Origin of the sequence: Methylobacter sp. S3L5C (assembly GCF_022788635.1) — a bacterium.
Lineage (GTDB): Bacteria > Pseudomonadota > Gammaproteobacteria > Methylococcales > Methylomonadaceae > Methylobacter_C.
The window spans coordinates 2,963,084-2,982,248 of record NZ_CP076024.1; the positions used below are offsets into that span (position 1 = coordinate 2,963,084).

19 protein-coding genes and 2 tRNA genes are annotated in these 19,165 nt (G+C 43.0%); 14 read left to right on the forward strand and 7 right to left on the reverse strand.

Annotation, left to right across the window (positions count from 1 at the left end; translation table 11 throughout):
• The first annotated feature begins 264 nt into the window (after window positions 1-264).
• The 12 genes from KKZ03_RS13255 (at window position 265) to KKZ03_RS13310 (ending at window position 10,840) form a co-directional block, all read left to right on the forward strand.
• The gene (locus tag KKZ03_RS13255; protein WP_243217306.1) at window positions 265-2,184 is read left to right on the forward strand and encodes an ATP-dependent DNA helicase; all 1,920 of its coding nucleotides are present in this window, start codon (window positions 265-267) and stop codon (window positions 2,182-2,184) included.
• The gene (gene tsaB / locus KKZ03_RS13260) at window positions 2,181-2,906 is read left to right on the forward strand and encodes a tRNA (adenosine(37)-N6)-threonylcarbamoyltransferase complex dimerization subunit type 1 TsaB (protein ID WP_243217307.1); all 726 of its coding nucleotides are present in this window, start codon (window positions 2,181-2,183) and stop codon (window positions 2,904-2,906) included. Before KKZ03_RS13255 ends, tsaB begins: the two co-directional genes overlap by 4 nt.
• 169 nt (window positions 2,907-3,075) lie before the next feature.
• Window positions 3,076-3,152 (forward strand) — tRNA-Val (locus KKZ03_RS13265).
• 59 nt (window positions 3,153-3,211) lie between these two features.
• A complete protein-coding gene (thrS, locus tag KKZ03_RS13270) occupies window positions 3,212-5,122 on the forward strand; it encodes a threonine--tRNA ligase (RefSeq protein WP_243217308.1) in 1,911 nt (636 codons plus the stop codon).
• A 20-nt stretch (window positions 5,123-5,142) separates the two neighbouring features.
• Window positions 5,143-5,667: a translation initiation factor IF-3 gene (gene infC / locus KKZ03_RS13275; RefSeq protein WP_243221624.1), complete on the forward strand. Its 525-nt coding sequence runs from the start codon at window positions 5,143-5,145 to the stop codon at window positions 5,665-5,667.
• A 225-nt stretch (window positions 5,668-5,892) separates the two neighbouring features.
• Window positions 5,893-6,090, forward strand: a complete 198-nt coding sequence (gene rpmI / locus KKZ03_RS13280; protein ID WP_006892999.1) for a 50S ribosomal protein L35 — start codon at window positions 5,893-5,895, stop codon at window positions 6,088-6,090.
• Window positions 6,091-6,108: 18 nt separating this feature from the next.
• The gene (gene rplT, locus KKZ03_RS13285; protein ID WP_243217309.1) at window positions 6,109-6,471 is read left to right on the forward strand and encodes a 50S ribosomal protein L20; all 363 of its coding nucleotides are present in this window, start codon (window positions 6,109-6,111) and stop codon (window positions 6,469-6,471) included.
• Window positions 6,472-6,606: 135 nt separating this feature from the next.
• On the forward strand, window positions 6,607-7,626 hold the full coding sequence (gene pheS / locus KKZ03_RS13290) for a phenylalanine--tRNA ligase subunit alpha (RefSeq protein ID WP_243221626.1): 1,020 nt from the start codon (window positions 6,607-6,609) through the stop codon (window positions 7,624-7,626).
• A 28-nt stretch (window positions 7,627-7,654) separates the two neighbouring features.
• On the forward strand, window positions 7,655-10,030 hold the full coding sequence (pheT, locus tag KKZ03_RS13295; RefSeq protein WP_243217310.1) for a phenylalanine--tRNA ligase subunit beta: 2,376 nt from the start codon (window positions 7,655-7,657) through the stop codon (window positions 10,028-10,030).
• A 3-nt stretch (window positions 10,031-10,033) separates the two neighbouring features.
• Window positions 10,034-10,333, forward strand: coding sequence for an integration host factor subunit alpha (gene ihfA / locus KKZ03_RS13300; RefSeq protein WP_243217311.1), 300 nt, complete (start codon window positions 10,034-10,036; stop codon window positions 10,331-10,333).
• Window positions 10,314-10,667, forward strand: coding sequence for a MerR family transcriptional regulator (locus KKZ03_RS13305; RefSeq protein WP_243217312.1), 354 nt, complete (start codon window positions 10,314-10,316; stop codon window positions 10,665-10,667). Before ihfA ends, KKZ03_RS13305 begins: the two co-directional genes overlap by 20 nt.
• 96 nt (window positions 10,668-10,763) lie before the next feature.
• Window positions 10,764-10,840, forward strand: a tRNA-Pro gene (locus KKZ03_RS13310).
• Window positions 10,841-10,870: 30 nt separating this feature from the next.
• On the opposite strand, the gene KKZ03_RS13315 is transcribed toward KKZ03_RS13310, so the two are convergent.
• The 5 genes from KKZ03_RS13315 to KKZ03_RS13335 all read right to left on the reverse strand — a co-directional run bounded on the left by KKZ03_RS13315 (window position 10,871) and on the right by KKZ03_RS13335 (window position 13,995).
• On the reverse strand, window positions 10,871-11,887 hold the full coding sequence (locus tag KKZ03_RS13315; RefSeq protein WP_243217313.1) for a site-specific integrase: 1,017 nt from the start codon (window positions 11,885-11,887) through the stop codon (window positions 10,871-10,873).
• Entirely contained in the window at window positions 11,797-12,105 is a 309-nt protein-coding gene (locus KKZ03_RS13320) for a helix-turn-helix domain-containing protein (protein WP_243217314.1), read from the reverse strand. Before KKZ03_RS13320 ends, KKZ03_RS13315 begins: the two co-directional genes overlap by 91 nt.
• Before the next feature lie 112 nt (window positions 12,106-12,217).
• On the reverse strand, window positions 12,218-12,706 hold the full coding sequence (locus tag KKZ03_RS13325; protein ID WP_243217315.1) for a FlhC family transcriptional regulator: 489 nt from the start codon (window positions 12,704-12,706) through the stop codon (window positions 12,218-12,220).
• Between the two features lie 11 nt (window positions 12,707-12,717).
• A complete protein-coding gene (locus KKZ03_RS13330; protein WP_243217316.1) occupies window positions 12,718-13,308 on the reverse strand; it encodes an STAS-like domain-containing protein in 591 nt (196 codons plus the stop codon).
• A 51-nt stretch (window positions 13,309-13,359) separates the two neighbouring features.
• Window positions 13,360-13,995 carry a FlhC family transcriptional regulator gene (locus KKZ03_RS13335; RefSeq protein ID WP_371744902.1) on the reverse strand — a complete coding sequence of 212 codons (636 nt, stop codon included), beginning with the start codon at window positions 13,993-13,995 and terminating at the stop codon, window positions 13,360-13,362.
• Window positions 13,996-14,147: 152 nt separating this feature from the next.
• On the opposite strand from KKZ03_RS13335, the gene KKZ03_RS13340 reads away from it, so the two are divergent.
• The gene (locus tag KKZ03_RS13340) at window positions 14,148-15,644 is read left to right on the forward strand and encodes an ISNCY family transposase (RefSeq protein WP_243216937.1); all 1,497 of its coding nucleotides are present in this window, start codon (window positions 14,148-14,150) and stop codon (window positions 15,642-15,644) included.
• A 239-nt stretch (window positions 15,645-15,883) separates the two neighbouring features.
• Here the strand turns inward: KKZ03_RS13340 and KKZ03_RS13345 are convergent, their stop codons facing one another.
• Complete coding sequence (locus KKZ03_RS13345) at window positions 15,884-16,168, reverse strand: flagellar transcriptional regulator FlhD (protein WP_243217318.1); 285 nt, start codon at window positions 16,166-16,168, stop codon at window positions 15,884-15,886.
• Between the two features lie 395 nt (window positions 16,169-16,563).
• On the opposite strand from KKZ03_RS13345, the gene KKZ03_RS13350 reads away from it, so the two are divergent.
• Window positions 16,564-17,586, forward strand: coding sequence for a hypothetical protein (locus KKZ03_RS13350; protein ID WP_243217319.1), 1,023 nt, complete (start codon window positions 16,564-16,566; stop codon window positions 17,584-17,586).
• Between the two features lie 92 nt (window positions 17,587-17,678).
• On the opposite strand, the gene KKZ03_RS13355 is transcribed toward KKZ03_RS13350, so the two are convergent.
• Window positions 17,679-18,893, reverse strand: coding sequence for an ISAzo13 family transposase (locus tag KKZ03_RS13355; protein ID WP_243217320.1), 1,215 nt, complete (start codon window positions 18,891-18,893; stop codon window positions 17,679-17,681).
• Between the last annotated feature and the right edge of the window lie 272 nt (window positions 18,894-19,165).

The following is a 19,165-nucleotide window of genomic DNA, read 5'->3' on the forward strand; positions in this document are numbered from 1 at the left end:
AAATCAGTTTAGCCGCAGCGGATTCGAAAAATCATTATAATCCGCGAAGTGAATGTCAATCCAATGTTGTTTATCGAGCAATGATAAAGGTGTAGAGAAATTCTTTAAAACAGTTTGTAAAAGCAGTTTTCTGGTGAGCCGAAAGTAGATAAAAAGACAAATCAAGATATGCAAGTTATAAAATTACCATTCGTTGATAGCATTCTTGTTTATATTGCCCTACTATGACAGATTTTTAGCTACGCCTGGTCGGCATTTACTCAAGTGACAGAATTGGAATCATTTTTTAGCGATAATGGCGCTTTATCCACCGTTATATCAGGTTACCAGCCACGTTCGGCTCAGCTTGAAATGGCGACAGCCATTGCTGATGCGATTAAACAAAAGCAGAATCTGATAGCAGAAGCGGGAACCGGAACCGGCAAGACGTTTGCCTATCTGGTGCCTGCTATTTTATCGGGCAAAAAAGCTATTATTTCGACTGGAACCAAAAATCTTCAGGATCAACTGTTTAATAAAGATTTGCCGGTTATTCGTAAAGCCATAAAAAAGCCTTTTATTGCTGCGCTATTAAAAGGCAGAAGCAATTATTTATGTACCTATCGATTACAAAATGCACTAGCGTCCAATTTGGGTTTTAGTAAAGAAGATGCGCTTGCTTTAGGGAAAATAAAAGCTTGGGCGCAACGTACCAAAGCGGGTGATATTTCTGAAATGTCCGGTGTCACTGAAGGTGATCCGGTTTGGTATCAGGCAACGTCTACCCAAGATAATTGTTTGGGACAGGATTGCCCTGATTACGCTGAGTGCTTTTTGGTTAAGGCACGTAAGAAAGCTCAGGAAGCCGATGTCTTGGTGGTTAATCATCATTTATTATGTGCCGACTGGTCACTACGAGATGGTGGTTTTGGTGAATTATTACCCAATGCCGAAGTGGTTGTTATTGACGAAGCCCATCAATTAGCTGAAACCGCATCCAATTTTCTAGGGATTAACATCGGCGCCAAGCAATTGAATGATTTGGCGCAGGATTCGCTGGTGGAATATTACAAAGATGCGACTGATATACCGGCTTTGCGAACCGCCTGCGAAGATCTTGATCATGAAATTAAAGATTTGCGCTTGGCTTTTGGCATGGAGCTTAAGCGGGGTGAGTGGCAGGATATTGAAAATAATCCAAAAATATGGGGTGGGTTAAATGCGGTTAAAGAGCAATTGCAGCGTTTGACTGATCAATTAATGCTGGCAGCCGTTAAAACCAAAGCATTGGACGCCTGTTTTAAACGCGCAGAGGAGATGGTTCAGAGGCTGGATTTAATTCTGAATGATCATAGTGGCAAATGGATTCGCTGGTACGAGATACATAGGAAGACATTTACGTTAAGTCTTACACCGCTGGACATTGCGGCAGAATTTCATGGTTTTATGCAGCAACATAAGGCGGCATGGATTTTTACGTCAGCGACTTTGAGTATTGCCAGCAAGTTTGATTATTTTTCCCATAATCTGGGTCTTAATAATGCCGCCAGTGCAAGCTGGGGCAGTCCTTTTGATTATCCTAATCAATCCCTTTTTTATCATCCTAAAGGCTTGCCACAGCCGAATGACCCCGGTTTTATCCCCATGATTGTTGATTTTGCCTTGCCGGTGTTACAGGCAAGCAAGGGCAGGGCATTCTTTTTATTCACCAGTCATCGTGCCCTTAATCAAGCGGCGGAAATACTGGGAAAAAAACTAACTTATCCCTTGTTGATTCAAGGGAGTCGGCCTAAGGCGCTGTTGTTGAAACAGTTTAAAGAAGCCGGGAATGCCGTTTTGTTGGGAACATCCAGTTTTTGGGAGGGCGTGGATGTCAGAGGGGAAGCATTATCCTGCGTTATTATTGACAAGCTTCCTTTTGCATCTCCTGGGGATCCGGTGTTAAAAGCGCGTCTGGAAGCGATGGCACAACAGGGCAAAAATCCGTTTTTTGAATATCAACTACCTACTGCGGTGATTGCTTTAAGGCAGGGTATCGGCCGATTGATTCGTGATGTAACTGATCGGGGAGTATTGATGGTTTGTGATCCACGGTTATTAAAGCGATCTTACGGGCAGTTATTTTTAGATAGTATTCCAGCCATGAGGCGGACGCGCGATATAACGGATGTACATGCATTTTTTCAAGAAGAGAAGCAATCATGAAATTATTGGCGGTAGAGACGTCGACTGAGGCTTGTTCAGCCGCATTAATTATTGATGGTGTTGTTAGTGAGCGTTTTGAATTGGCACCTAAAGAACATACACGACTGATTTTGCCGATGATAGATGCATTAATGTCAGAAGCTGGATTGAAGCCCCAGCAACTTGATGCGCTGGCATTTAGTTGTGGTCCCGGTTCGTTTACCGGCGTGCGGATTGCTACCGCAGTGATTCAGGGTATCGCTTTGGGTGCCGATTTGCCGATAGTGCCGGTATCTACCTTGGCGGCAATCGCCCAGGATTTTTTTGATAAAAATAATGATAAGCCTCAAATCGAAAGTTTAAAAATAGCGTCGACAAGTTGCAATATTGCTTTTACGGCAATGGATGCCAGAATGGGTGAGATATTTTGGGGGGTTTATCAATGTAACGAACAGGGGTTTGCCGAATTAATTGGCAAAGAAGCTGTTACGCCTGCTGTTGATGTCGAGTTTCCCAATTTGATAGGTATTGGTGTTGGTTCAGGATGGGGCGTTTACCATGATGCGTTAATTGGGCGGTTGGCAGGTCGGGTTAGTTACTGTGAAAGCGATAATCTACCCAGAGCTGGGGCGATTGCAAGATTAGGCGTGAAAGCCTTCGAGCAGGGTCTGGCAGTAGCGGTTGAACAGGCCATGCCGGTTTATTTGCGCGATAAGGTGGCAAAAAAAGAATCAGAGCGATAATCTCTGCATGCGCTGATGCTATTTAAGCTGGTATTCATGTATTTTTACCCTATTGGTAAGTGATAAAAAGATTTGTACATTGGACATATTCTGCACAGGAAGTCGCTTGGGGGGTTGCGTAACTAAAATCTATAGGTATAATAGCCGGCTATTGAAGAGATAATACTTCAGGCGCGTAGCTCAGCTGGTTAGAGCACCACCTTGACATGGTGGGGGTCGTTGGTTCGAGTCCAATCGTGCCTACCAACATTAAAGCACTGCTAAAGCGGTGCTTTTTTTATTGTAGCAACCAGAAAAATATAAACATGCCCGTAATTACCCTTCCGGATGGTTCCCGTCGTGAGTTTGATCACGCTGTTACAGTAATGGATGTCGCTCAATCCATTGGTTCAGGATTGGCCAAGGCAACTTTGGCTGGTCGGGTTAACGATGTATTGGTTGATGCCAGTACCTTAATCGACCAGGATGCTACCTTAAAAATTATTACCGCAAAAGATGAAGAGGGTGTTGACGTCATTCGTCATTCCACGGCACATCTTTTGGCTCAGGCCGTAAAACAATTATTTCCTGATGCACAAGTCACTATTGGCCCGGTTATAGAAAACGGCTTTTACTATGACTTTGCTTACCAACGGCCTTTTACGCCTGATGATCTGACAGCTATTGAAGCAAAAATGCAGCAGCTGGTCTCTGAAGATCATGCAATTAGTCGTACGGTATTGGGTAGGGATGACGCAGTAAAGTTTTTTAAAGGTCAGGGCGAAAGCTATAAAGCCGAGCTTATCGAATCCATACCGGCAGATCAGGATTTATCCCTTTATCAACAAGGTGGATTTACTGATCTTTGTCGCGGTCCACATGTACCCAGTACCGGTAAAATAAGTGCTTTTAAATTAATGAAGATTGCCGGCGCTTATTGGCGAGGCAACTCTGACAATGAAATGTTACAGCGCATATACGGTACAGCATGGGGCGACAAAAAAGAATTACAGGCTTATTTGCATCGTTTGGAAGAAGCAGAAAAACGTGATCACCGTAAGCTGGCAAAAACGCTGAATTTGTTTCATACCCAAGAAGAAGCTCCCGGCATGGTCTTCTGGCACGAGAAAGGCTGGATCATTTACCAACAGGTCGAGCAATTTATTCGTGAAAAATTACGGGTAAACGGTTACGGCGAAGTTAAAACGCCGCAACTGGTAGACCGGTCCCTTTGGGAAAAATCAGGTCACTGGGATAAATTCGGTGCCATGATTTTTACCACACATTCGGAAAATCGTGATTATGCGATTAAGCCAATGAATTGTCCTTGTCATGTGCAAATTTATAACCAAGGTATAAAAAGTTATCGCGATTTACCTATTCGTATCGCAGAGTTTGGTTCTTGTCACCGTAATGAGCCCTCAGGTACGCTGCATGGGTTGATGAGAGTCAGGAATTTTGTTCAGGATGATGCGCATATCTTTTGTACAGAAAGCCAAATTCAGGATGAGGTATCGACTTTTATTGATATGTTGTTCTCTGTTTATAAAGACTTTGGCTTTGAAGAAGTTATTATGAAATTATCAACACGTCCTGAAAGCAGGGTGGGTGATGATTCGGTCTGGGATAAAGCAGAGAATGCCCTTGAATTGGCACTAAACAACAAGGGCCTGAAATGGGATTTACAGCCGGGTGAGGGTGCTTTTTACGGACCTAAAATTGAATTTTCTTTAAAAGACTGTATTGGACGCGTTTGGCAATGCGGTACCATTCAAGTTGATTTTTCCATGCCGGGTCGCTTGGGCGCAACCTATATTGCTGAAGACGGTTCAAAACAGGTTCCGGTTATGCTTCATAGGGCTATATTGGGTTCCCTGGAGCGTTTTATCGGTATTTTGATCGAAGAATATGCTGGAACCTTCCCTGTTTGGCTATCTCCCGTTCAAGTTATGGTAATTAATATTGCTGGCCGACATGCAGACTATGCATCAAAAATCATGAATGATCTAGAGCAACAAGGCTTCAGGGCAAAAATAGACTTGAGAAATGAGAAGATCGGGTTTAAAATTCGCGATCACTCTATGCAACGAGTGCCGTATCTTGTCATTATTGGTGATAAAGAGTTAGAAGATCAAAATATTACGGTACGTACGCAAAAAGGTGAAGATTTAGGTAGTCTGTCAATCTGTGAATTTGCCGAACGGCTAAAGCAAGAGATTGCGGACAGAAAACAATAGTATTTTTGGAGGATTAGGGTATCGCTGCTAAAAAAGATGAAACGCGCCTGAATGATGCAATCACTGCAAGAAGAGTGAGAGTAACAGGTGCTGAGGGTGAAGCATTAGGTATTATCTCGCTGGATGAGGCCAAACAGATTGCTTATGCAGCAGACTTGGATTTAGTAGAAATATCACCAAACGCGGATCCACCCGTTTGCAAGATAATGAACTACGGCAAATACCAGTTTGAGCTTAATAAAAAACTTCAAATTGCCAAAAAGAAACAAAAGCAAATCCAGGTTAAAGAAATTAAATTCAGACCCGGTACTGACGAAGGTGATTACCAGGTTAAGTTACGGAGTTTGGTTAAATTTCTTAACGATGGTGATAAAACCAAAGTTACCGTACGTTACCGTGGTCGTGAAATGGCGCATCGGGAAATCGGTATGGATTTGCTAAAGCGTATCGAAAAAGATTTGGAAGAAATAGCCATTGTCGAGCAGTTCCCAAAAATGGAAGGTCGACAAATGATTATGGTTATGTCACCAAAAAAGAAAAAATAATAATGATTAAGCCACATTGTTCGCACAGTTTATAGTTGTTTATCAGCGCTGTGCAGACAATGGTAATAATTGTCGAGTCGTTGCCTTGCAACGTCTCTGCACAAAGTAGCAAAGGATCTGCTATTTAAAGGGATCATTTATGATCCCGGTAATTCTTCAGGGCCATGCATTTTGCCTTGTTGGGTTATATCTCAGGGACTTTTTTTATATTATTGGAGCAAACAAATGCCAAAAATAAAAACTAACCGTGGTGCTGCCAAGCGTTTTAGACGTACTGGCAATGGCGGTTTTAAGTGTGGACAGTCGCATCGTCGTCATATTTTGACCAAGAAATCGACCAAGAGAAAAAGACAGTTACGCTCGCCCGCAACTATTCATCCATCAGATGTGCGCATGGCCGCACGTATGATGCCTTACAGTTAATAATAGAGGAGAATAGGAATGCCTAGAGTTAAACGCGGCGTAACAGCCAGAGCAAGACATAAAAAAGTTTTAAAACAAGCCAAAGGTTACTATGGTGCCCGTAGTCGGGTTTATCGTGTAGCTAAACAAGCGGTAATCAAAGCGGGTCAATATGCGTACCGCGATCGCAAACAAAGAAAACGTCAATTCCGCGCCTTGTGGATTGTCCGTATTAATGCTGCTGCACGCATGTATGGAATATCTTACAGTCGCTTGATCAATGGCTTAACAAAAGCCAATGTAAAGATTGACCGTAAAGTTTTAGCGGACATCGCAGTACGTGACATTGAATCATTTGGCAAAATAGCAGAAATCGCTATAGCCAATCAAAGTCAGCCTTAAGAAAGACGCAGTTTTTCATTTCTGAGGCATCTTTATGATGCCACTCGTCTCTTGTTAAAGAGGCGAGTGTTTCAGGATCGTTATCCTGAAACTTATTTAAAAATTCTCCTACCCCTAATCAAAGCGAGCAGTGCAGTGTCGGCTATCCTTGAAGAGATTCTCGCGCAGGCATTACAAGAGCTTGCGGCAGTAAATGACCTTAATCAATTCGATAAGGTTCGTGTCCACTACCTTGGTAAAAAAGGTTTGTTTACCCTACAGATGAAAGAGCTTGGCAACCTTGAGCCCGAGCAGCGACGATCTGTTGGACAAATAATCAACCAGGCTAAAGATCAGTTTCAGCAACAGCTGGAAACTTGCAAAAATCAGTTGGAAAACGTCGCGTTAGCTGAAAGACTAGCTGGCGAACGTATTGACGTGAGCTTGCCTGGACGCGGTCAATCAGTGGCAGGATTACATCCTGTGACTACAACGCTTCGGCGTATTTCTAAAATATTTGCCAGTGTCGGCTTTAAAGTGGTTGAAGGTCCTGAAATCGAAGACGATTATCATAACTTTGAAGCGCTTAATATTCCCAGTTCTCATCCGGCCAGGGCAATGCATGATACGTTTTATTTTGACGCCCATATTCTTCTAAGAACGCATACATCCCCAGTGCAAATTAGAACGATGGAATCCGAACAGCCGCCATTAAAAGTGATTGCGCCTGGTCGAGTTTATCGTTGCGATTCAGATATTACGCATACCCCCATGTTTCATCAAGTAGAAGGCTTTTTGGTTGATACCGATGTCAGCTTTGCCGACTTGAAAGGTGTGGTTTACGAATTTCTTCGCGCATTTTTTGAAAAAGATATTCAAGTACGATTTAGACCTTCTTACTTTCCCTTTACCGAGCCTTCTGCGGAAGTTGATATTGAATGCGTTATGTGTAATGGCGAAGGCTGTCGCGTATGTAGTCAAACCGGATGGTTGGAAGTGATGGGTTGCGGCATGATTCATCCCGAAGTTTTTAAAGCAGTTAATATTGATAGCGAACAATACGGCGGCTTTGCTTTTGGTATGGGTGTCGAACGCCTCGCAATGTTGCGCTATGGTATTAATGATTTACGGTTGTTTTTTGAAAATGATCTTAAATTTTTAGAGCAATTTCATTAAGTTGTTGTTACACAGGAAAATTTGAATCATGCAAATTAGTGAAGCTTGGTTAAGATCGTATGTTAATCCGGCAATCAGTACTGAAGAACTGGTTGAACAGTTAACAATGGCAGGACTGGAGGTCGGATCTGTAGAGCCCGCCGCTGCAATATTCAGCGGTGTTGTTGTTGGTGAAGTCATGTCTATGCATCAGCATCCTGATGCCGATCGCCTGCGTATTTGTCATGTGGCTGTAGGTCAGGCAGAGCCTTTACAAATTGTCTGCGGTGCAAGTAATGTCCGTGTCGGCTTAAAAATCCCTGCGGCATTAATCGGTGCCATCTTGCCGGGTGATTTTAAAATAAAAAGATCAAAGCTGCGTGGCGAAGAATCTTTTGGCATGTTGTGTTCAGAAAAGGAATTGGGGTTGGCGACGGATGCCAATGGTTTAATGGAATTGGCCGATGATGCTCCTGTTGGTGTTGATATTCGTGACTATTTATCACTTGATGACAATATTATCGAAGTTGATTTAACGCCTAACAGAGCTGATTGTTTATGTGTTGAAGGTTTAGCGCGTGAAGTCGCAGTTCTCAACAAGATGGATTGGACCACGACTCAGATTGATAGTGTTACGATTGGCTGCCAAGACGTCTTAAGCGTATCAGTAGAAGCGACAGAAGCCTGTCCTCGTTATCTGGGACGCTTGATTAATAGTGTAAATGCCAAAGCAGTAACACCACACTGGATGCAGGAGCGTCTTCGTCGTTCCGGTTTAAGAAGCCTCGGGCCTTTGGTCGATGTTACTAATTATGTATTGATAGAACTGGGACAGCCTTTGCATGTATTTGATACGGCAAAGCTGTCTGGTGGTATTACCGTCCGTTTGGCTAAAGCCGATGAAGCTCTAACATTGTTAAATAATCAGGTTATTAAACTTGATAATGAAGCTTTGGTTATTGCCGATGACAAGCAAGTTCTGGCACTTGCCGGTATTATGGGTGGCAGTGATTCTGCTGTTAATAACGATACCCGGTCAGTATTTTTGGAATGTGCGTTCTTTGCACCTCATGCGATAGCTGGCAAAGCCCGTCGATTTGGTTTACATACCGATTCGTCACATCGTTTTGAGCGAGGCGTTGATGCGACTTTGCAATTAAGAGCCATTGAGCGTGCTACGCAATTAATCATTGATATTACTGGCGGCGAGCCAGGTCCTATTACCGAGGTAACAACTGACGTGGCTTTGCCACAACGCCAGGCGGTCTTGTTAAGGCGAGAACGCATAGCGAAAACGCTGGGTATTGCCTTGGCCGATGAACACGTTGTTGATATTTTTCAACGCTTGGCAATGGTTGTCCAAACACAAACCGATGGCTGGCAAATTAGTCCGCCGGGTTTTCGTTTTGACATTGCTATTGAAGCCGATTTAATTGAAGAAGTAGCCCGCATCTATGGTTATAACAATTTACCAAGCAGTAGCTTGTTAATGCGTTCCGAATTAAGCTCAGTTACTGAAGCATTACTGGAAATTGACAGGGTTAAAGATTTACTGGTTGACAGAGGTTACCAAGAAGCAATTACTTATAGCTTTGTTGATGAAGATATCCAAAAAGCTATCGCCCCTGAAATGGACGTTATTCGCTTACAAAATCCGATTTCTTCAGAGTTGGCGGTGATGCGCACGACGCTTTGGTGTGGCTTGTTAAAAGCGGCTCTTTACAACACCAATCGTCAGCAAAATAGGGTTCGACTATTCGAAGCGGGTCTACGTTTTATTAAAAAAGACGGTGAAACGCAGCAACAGAAAATGCTGGCAGGTTTAGTTTTAGGCGATGTTTATAGCGATCAATGGGGCGATAAAGCCCGTAAAGTTGATTTTTTTGATATGAAAGCCGATATAGAAGCAATTTTTACATTAACTGGTTGTCAGGTAAAATTTTCATCGGCACAGCAACCGGCATTGCATCCCGGACAAACCGCTGAAATTTTGACATCCGATTGTGAAACAGTCGGATGGATGGGGATGTTGCATCCAAATCTGGAAAAACAATTAGGCTTTGACACTCAGGTTTTTTTATTTGAACTGGATCAAAACCGGTTACTTAACAAGCGTATTCCTGTCTTTAAATCGCTGTCAAAGTATCCATCCGTAAAACGTGATTTAGCATTAATCGTTAACGAAGATGTCTCTGCGAGTGAAATCGTCAACTGCATAATGGCCAGTGCAGAGCCAGCTTTGCAAGAGGTCGTTATTTTTGACATATACCGTGGTAAAGGTGTCGAAGAAGGCAGTAAAAGTATCGCCTTAACGTTAGTTATGCAAGATTATAAACAAACACTAACAGATCCTGAAATAGATGCTATCGTTGGCAGGCTGTTAACCCTATTGAACACTGAAAAAAATGCAAGGCTGAGGGATTGATTTATGGCATTAACAAAAGCAGATTTTGCCGAAAGGCTGTTCGACGAGCTAGGCTTAAACAAGCGCGAAGCAAAAGAAATGGTGGAGCTGTTTTTTGAAGAAATCAAAAGTTCTTTGGAGCAGGGTAAGCAGGTAAAAATTTCTGGTTTTGGAAAATTTGAACTTCGTGATAAAACCAGTCGTCCGGGTAGAAATCCAAAAACTGGAGAAGAAATCCCCATAACTGCCAGGCGTGTGGTAACATTCAGGTCCGGACAGAAACTTAAGGCCCGAGTAGAAACGTATGTTGGAGTCGAGCAATAAGAATGAACACCCAGCCATACCTGAAAAGCGTTATTTCACAATAGGTGAAGTGAGTGAGTTGTGTGGTGTTAAGCCACACGTACTCCGCTATTGGGAGCAAGAATTTACCGAGTTGAGTCCGGTAAAAAGGCGTGGTAATCGTCGTTATTATCAGCATCACGAAGTCCTGATGATACGACAAATAAGGGCATTGTTATATGAGCAAGGCTACACAATCGGTGGTGCCAGGGCACATTTAATTAGTGATAGTACAAAAGAAGACGTCAACAAGTCAAAGCAATTAATACGCCAAATGATTGCTGAACTTGAAGATATTTTATACTTACTTAAATAGGCGCTTACAGTTAAGCGTATTATGTAGTATAATTTGCGCTTAGTTGTTAGGGATTGTGTTCACAATCCTTTCAGTTTTATACAATTATTTCAATGTCGGGGCGTAGCGCAGCTTGGTAGCGCACTTGTCTGGGGGACAAGGGGTCACAGGTTCAAATCCTGTCGTCCCGACCAATTGAAACAATGACTTACGGGTATTTTACCCTAGTCATTTTTATCCTCTGTAGTAAATTTGTCACAACTTTTTGAATTTTCCGCATATTCCTCCAAGTGTCGACTGGATAAATGAGCGTATCTCAGCACCATACTCAAATCAGCCCATCCTCCTAATTCTTTAAGTATATGTAATGGAGTTCCATTTTGGATATGCCATGATGCCCATGTATGTCTTAAATCATGCCACCGAAAATCTTCAATGCCAGCGCGTTTTAATGCGTTACGCCACGATTTGGTGCTTGCATCATTAACTGTTTTACCTTTAAATGTAAATACCCGTACAGGATGCTTACCAATTTGGCTACGAATAACCGTGAGCGCATCGTCATTTAAAGGAACGGCTATGGCTTTCTTGCCTTTTGCCTGGTCAGCATGAATCCACGCACAACGCCGTTGTATATCTATTTGTCGCCATTCAAGCTTGGTGACATTGGATTCTCGTAATCCTGTCGCTAATGTAAACCGCATCATTGCTTGAAGGTGGTCTGGTAACTCCTTCAATAAGTGAGTCGCTTCATCATGAGTAAGCCAGCGGACTCGACCTGACGGCTCTGGCAATAAACGAATACCAGGTACAGAATCAAGCCATTCCCAGTCATTTTGTGCACGGGTCAGAATAGACCTTAATATTGCAAGCACCCGATTGACAGTTGAATTACTGACACCTGTTTGCTTTTTAGCCTGTTTTATCTGGTCTATCATGGCCTTATTTATCTCATCAAGTCGGTTATTTTGCAAATGCTCATTAAGCCATCGCAAGTGTACCTTATCTGTTTCGATGCTTTTTTTGTGGCTTTGTTCAGTTAACCATCTGACGACGGCTTCTTGCCAAGTATGGCGGGGTTTATCACCCAAATTTTTAACTCGCCACGCCTCTGCTTTTAATTGATCATGTAATTGTTGTGCCTCCTGTTTTATTTGAGTCCCAGTAGTTTGTTGTACTCTGCGTCCGTCAGGTGCGGTGAACTGAATCCACCACGTTTCTTTTCGCTTGTAGATTGACATGGTTTTTTATCCTCTTGCGTCGATTTGTCAATCACTTGCAGTTCTCGCCGGGGTTCAGAATAACGCCCGGACACCCAATCAGCAAGATGTTCTTTAACAAAAATCCAGCATTTCCCTGCCTTTCTTCCCGGTACCTGTCCAGCCCTGGCTTTACGGCGTAAAACTTCTGGGTTCATTTTAAGAAAGCTGGCGGCTTCATTTAAATCTAGCGTATTCACATTTTCTCCGGTGCAGTATTGGGTCACACACAGTCTATGATGCTGTCACGTACGATTGGCTAATCAACAAATATCAGATATTTTGCAATCCATTTTAAAACGCCATGATTAATTAAAAGTCTCTACTTGTTTCGGTGACCTTAGTTTTGCAAACACAGCAACGCTCTACATTATATTCGCGTGCATTTAATAGAACCGGTGCGCGACAATGGTGACATTTGATAATATGAGTTATACCGCGTTGCAAATCTCTTGCGACTACCCAGGCCGCAGAAAAATCAAGTTGACTGACGGGATATGATTTTTTATAAATATCAAAAGCGTTAATAATGATCCGGATGTCGCTGTTCTGGCTTCTAGAGACGACTTTTTCAAAGCAAACTGCAAACAATGTCACCTCTTTGTACTTTTTGAGCGTCCTGGTCAGTCCTTGCGTTGAATATTTTAATGCGCCCGGATGCGCAGAGCAGCCATGAAACTCCCGATAGGTTTTCCGAAGCAGTGGTTTGGATAAGCCGGTTTCCCGATGAACAATTGAAACTCTGGCATGACGTTTCAGTAACTCCAGTGCCAATAACTGTTTATTGATGGTTTTTAACATACACCACCTCATTAGAGTGAGCCACTGAGACCTAGCAGTACATCCACCACGTCACGGCGTTGGGTGGTCATGCTATGGATAAAGTGAGTCGTAAAGCGTGGCGAAAAGCATAACCATCCGGATTGGGCAATATGCCGAATGTCTTCAATGGATAACTGGGTGAGAGCTAAGCGCATGTCGTCTTCCCCAATACCCATCGTCAACTCCGCCAGCAGTGAATTTTCTTTAGCTAATTCACGGGCCTTGATCAACCAGGCTACATTCAGCTCATAAAAATCTACGTCACAGGCCTTGTTTGTAAATAGTGGCCGTTGTTCAGAATAATCGTCTGTATTTTTAAAGGGCCATTGTATACAGGCTTTGATAGAAGAACTGACGTTAGTTAACTGTAAATGCTGATTTAGAAATTCGCTGCCAAATTCTGTTATCAATGGCTTTATAAAGGCCTGAAAAAATTCCTCAGCAAAGTTGTCAACGCCAGTAAAATCTATCGTCAGTGGTTGACGATTAACGAAACATTCACGGGCTAATCGTGCCAGATTACTGCCATGACAAGGTTGGTGTGTTTGTCGATCGGTGATGCTGCTAACAACGATATACACTTAAGTTCTCCTAGTCGGTTATAAAGATTCACTGGTTAAGCTGGTTAGGCGTCAGTGATCCTGATTTTTAGTGTTTTTTCGGGGCTTAACGGTCATCCATCGTCGCCGTCCTGATTTATCTGCCCAGACAGCGCAGATGGGGCATTGCTGAAAAGGTTTTGGCATATTATTTACCACCACATAACGGGCTTGGCACTGTGCGCAGTGCATCAGGCTCATTACACCGGCAGTCAATTGTCCGAACAACTGCCAGGCACGGTTGATATCCAGTAAAATAGCATGGGGAGCATTCGCTTCCCGCTTGCCGGGATTAGGGTTAGTTGTAACGATACGGCAATACAAGTCATATGCAGTAATGAGTATCTCAGCATTGCAGGGGACTTGGCTTTGCTGTTGCTGCTGTTGAGAAAAATCGTGGATAAGGCCAAGGAAAATTGAGGCATGACAGTTATGTACCGAGGATCGTACAGTCCAAAAGGGATCATAAGGCAACATACCTTGTCGGGGTGAGCGCTGGTGAATAGTCTTGTAAAGACGTATGGCGGTTTTTTTGCCTAGATGACAGACAGCACAGACGACCGGTGGCCGAGCACCCAAGCTATAAAGTTTATCGGCCAGGACTAAGTAGTGTTTGAACGGTAATAAATTATTTAATACAAAACAATAAGTTGCGATAAAATAGGCTATTGAAAATCAAATAACAGCCTATTGGCGTATAAAATGCTGAATTTAAGTAACTTGCTGATAATTATGATTATTATTTTCATCGAAAAGGGCTTGGCAAAAGCTACCTCCCGGATAAGCGCCTCAGCTTTCAAATTCTCGTTGGAAAACTCCCGATGAGAAAGGTATTTTCTCCACAAATGAGCATCGGTCAACGCGATATTGCTGATATCAAAATAGATGTTTCCTCCCGTGATGACATTCCGATCATCTTGCTGGGCTTGCAACACATTTATACGACTCAGCCATTAAGGGATGCTGTTTTTAAAATACTGGAGGATGTGGTGCCTACTAAAATTGACGCCGAAGTGACAAAAATCGTTGCCATCGACAAAGGCCGCCCCGGTATGAATCAATGGTCGATTTTGGTGTTAGGATCGCTACGCGTAGGACTGAATACAGACTATGATCGCATTCTGGAGTTGGCCAATCAGCATAACACCCTACGTGAAATGCTCGGTCTTGGTTGCTTTGATGCCGACAAACGCTATCGCCTGCAAACCTTGAAAGACAATCTCAAGCTGTTTACGCCAGCGATCATGGCGCGTATTAGTACTGAAGTTATTCGAGCCGGCTATCAATTACTGGATCTGGATATTCATGCGCTGATCAGAGGCCGTTGCGATTCTTTTGTGTTAAAAACCAACGTGCATTTTCCAACCGATATCAGTTTACTGCATGATGCGATCCGGATTCTGATTCGGACGTGCGTCAAATGGAGCTTGCAACATGCCTTGCCTGAATGGCGATTGCATAAGCACAACCTGTCTAAATTTAAAAGGCGGTATCGCACGCTGCAAAAACTCAAACATTCCACGTCAAAAAATGACGCTATCAAGGCCGCCAAAGCACTTGAGATCAAACAGGCCTACCAGGACTATATTGATTTGGCAGGGTTTTATCTTGAGCGCACTAAAGCCAGTATGTTGACGTTAAAAAATCACTTTCACATACCAGAAGTGTTGCTTACCGATCTGAGCACTTTTAGCCTGCATGCCGAACGTCAAATCGAGCAGATTAGACGTCGCGCTATTCAAGGAGAAACCATTCCCCATGATGAAAAAGTCTTTTCCCTGTTCCAGACCCACACCGAATGGATCAGCAAAGGCAAAGCCGGAGTCCCGGTTGAACTGGGCTTGCGGGTCTGTATCATGGAAGACCATCAGGGCTTTATATTGCACAGTCAAGTCATGCAAAAGACTACCGACGACAAAGTCGCCGTGCCGATGGTTAAAGCGACTCAAGTAAAATTCCCAAGTTTTAACGCCTGTAGCTTTGACAAAGGTTTCCACAGTCCGGCCAATCAAACCGACCTGAAAGCCCTCCTTGAGCAAGTCGTTTTACCCAAAAAAGGCAAGCTATCCAAAGCCGACCAGAATCGTGAATACACCGCGGAATTTAAACAGGCAAAAAAGCAACATTCCGCCGTAGAATCGGCTATTAATGCGTTAGAAGTACATGGGCTGGATAAGTGCCTTGATCATGGCATTGAAGCCTTCGAGCGTTATGTTGGCTTAGCCGTGTTATCGCGTAACATTCAAAAGCTCGGCACAATTAAACGCGACATGGAACGGCTAAGGCTTGTTAACGAGCAACAAAAACTAGCTGCCTGACGCTTTTTTGAGAACAGCCAACAGGTTATCCACAGGAAAGGTGCGCTTATAATTTGTGATTATTAGAAATAATTCTGAAAAACTGATGGTAAATCAGAAAATAAGTCGTTTGTTCCACTCCGGAAAGATTTTTCCAAAAAATATTTCCGGATGTTGAGCTGGTTTTTTTGAAAAGTGGCTTTTTCGTTCAGGCACTAAGTAATAGCCCTGGTTTGACAACTTCGTCAAGCGTAAGTGAATCATTGCGTTTCCCTCCCTGTCACTTTAGGCAATGTCAGCAAAGCCGCGTGTGTCGCTAACGAAATATTTTTGGGCGTATCCATGGGTATTACCGTCACCACCGTTCTGGCAATACTGGCTAATTCCCGAATATTTTCCACAGAAAATTCAGCAATTTCTTCTATTTGTTTACGGTCAACACCAAATCGCCACGCAGCTTCCATGAGATTGTTTCTGGCACATTCACGTGCCAGCATTAAGTATTCAAAATTCAGGTGAGCAAGATCTTGTTCGAGAGTGGACATGATGTAGTTTCCTCGGCTAAATAACGATAGTGGGTTTTATGGTAGAGGGGCATAGCGTATTTGTCCCGAACGAAAGGTTGCTGTAGGGAGTACACAAAACGCGAGAAGACTCATGGTTCGGGAGATTACGAATTTTTGAAAAAATCCCAATAGGTATAATTGGTTCTTGAAATGCCTGGGTGTAAGCTAATTTAGGCATTATGCTTACAAAAAAGCATGGTTCACTTGTATCTACCGGCTTTATAGCTATGCTGTTAGATAAGACTACAAATAAGCCGTTACTGCATGATCCGTAGCTGGCTTCTAAAATATGAGTCATCTGATTTAATGATCCAATCTCAAACTGAGTGCTCATTGTTATCTCCCGCAAACTTAAGTTATGGAGGTACAATTTTATGAATCCATTGCTCAGTAACCAGATGCAAACCCCCAGTAACCTGGTTGGAGGTAGTTTGCGTGAAGTGATTCAGTGTCTGATTGACTGGCTTGAGAAGGAGCCTAGCGATGAGAAGTCGCATCGTCTATTGCATGCCTTAGCGAATGAATCGCTCAAAAAAGCCGGTTTCGAAGACCGTAAGCGACGCTTTACCGCTGATGAACTGGTGGCTGCTGCAGGGGAAATACCTGTACCCGCCGATGCCAAAAAATGGCTTGATTGGCCAGGGTCTTTTTCAAATTACTGGCAGACCCGAGAGCTCCAAGTAATAGAATTTGCCAGGCAACAAGGATTACAGTTTTATCCCAAACCGGAACGTATTAGTACCAAAGGCGGACCGGGGAACTTTGTTACTTTTTGCATTAAAGCACTGCCTATTCCTGAAATGAGCGATGAGGAGAAACTGTTTCAGTCGCAACAAGACAGGGACTCCGGATTACAGCAGGCCTGTTATGAAACGGCCTTACTCGGTGAAGTAAAAACATCCTGGTTGGTAAAAGGATTATTTCGTGATGGTCAGATACACTTAAAACGTTGGCATATTGGCTTGATCTTAACGGGTATTAGTGTGACTGCATTAGTCTATGTGAGTTGGCTCGCACTCTCTGTACCTCAACCAGTTACTACGCGCGACTTAACTCTGTTTTTAAGCATTTTTGGGCTGCCTTATCTCGTTTGGACTATGGTTATCAGGCCTTGGGTGCGCCTTTTCGATGACCGTATTGTGCTTGCGCATGATCTATTGGTAGACTTTAATGAAAAGCCGGCACAATTTGAATTATTAAAAGATGGCGAGTTAAGGCTCATTCGACTGGTTCGTTATTCCGCTTCTTGTCCAATCTGCGGTGCTACTCTTTATCTTAAGGATGGTGCGCCTGATTATCCGCGCCGCTTGGTTGGGCGTTGTCATGAAAGTCCCAGGGAGCATGTGTTCAGTTTTGATCGCGTGACGCGGAGAGGAAGTATCTTGAGAGCGAAGTAATTGAAATTTTCTTATTGATTATTTTTACATTTCAGTTAAAGAGTTCACTCAAAATAACAACTAAGGAACGAGCACGAAATAACTTGAGCAACTTATAAAATTGCCGATTCAGGCATGGCGACATAATTCCATTGCCTCAGATGCTTATCAAATACAATTCGCATTGATTCTTTAAACCCTGCCATAACTTTTCTGCCTGTTTCATAAACCCTATTAAAAATACAGGCAAAGACTTTTAAGCCTGTTTTTGTTGTTGTTTTTTCTATTAACTCTTTCATAAATAGATGGCTGGTTAAAACCATGCCAGACATGGCGCGAGTAATATGAGGGAATACCAGATGCTCAATAGGGTTCCATTTAGACGTGTACGGGGGATAATGCGCTATCCTTATTTCAATGCCAATTTTTTCCACTAATGCCTGTAAATCCTGCTTGAAAATATAGTGTCTGGAGGAGTTACTACCGCCGCCATCCATTAACATTAAAATGGATGTTGCCAGTGGATAATACTGGATGCCATAGGTGTACCACCAGTGCCGAATCGAATCACAGGAAAACTCGCTGGTGTCACGACTCGTCCCAATGTTAACGTAGGCTTCGTTGCGGTCTATGTCATAAAGTGTATGAGGTACGCCTACACCTTCGGCTAATGAAGGAAAATCATGATCAAAAACCTCGATAGTTTTAGTCGTATAGACCTTACCTTCGCGAAACAGATCACCTATCAATTCCTTTTTTTTGCTATCCACGCTGAGAACAGGATTGCCCGTAGCCGTATATAAATCCCTCAACTCAGCGATCCGTTCAAACTGGGCGTTGCGGTTTATATGCCCGCCAGTCGCTTTGTTTTTCAGGGCCTTGCGCTTCACATAACTATTCTTTTTTAATAATTTCCTGACAATATTACGACTGACTTTAAAATTCTCTTCAGCCAATAGAGAGCCAATTTTGGCACAGGTCAAATTTGTCCATTTTTTCATTTCATCCATCGGATCACCTGCCGTATGTTCTTTTAAAATAGACAAAAATACGTCATTAATATCTGTTTTTTTTTGAATAATTTGTTTTCGGCCACCGCCCGCTTTTCTGTCCCGTCTTTTGGGGATAGTTGCCTTCTCTTTCAGTTCATTTATCCCGCGTCCAATAGTATTGCGAGAACAGAAAAACAGTTGAGCAATATAACTGATGCCCCCATAAGGAAATTTTGATGCTTCAACCCCCGCATACAACCGCTTATCTTTTTCGGATAGGCGGTTGAACACTTCTTGCATTTGTTTTTCAATTTCTATTGGGTAAGCCGGCTGCATTATAAGTTTTTTGGGCAATGTTTTAGTTCTTTAACTTTACCGCATTACAACGACTACTTGCTCAAGTTATTTCGTGCTCGTTCCTAAGCAGCCGTTGGTGATTAAGGAATTTGTGTTGATTGGCGGTCTCAGAACGGCCACTTGGCCGGACAGTTACTGTAATAAACGTCAGATTCTTTACCCATAGCTGACCTTCATGACCGGTTGGCAGTGTTTTTTCAAAATGCACCGCGAGATTCAATAAATAATTAGTTGGCCGACCTTAAAGATTC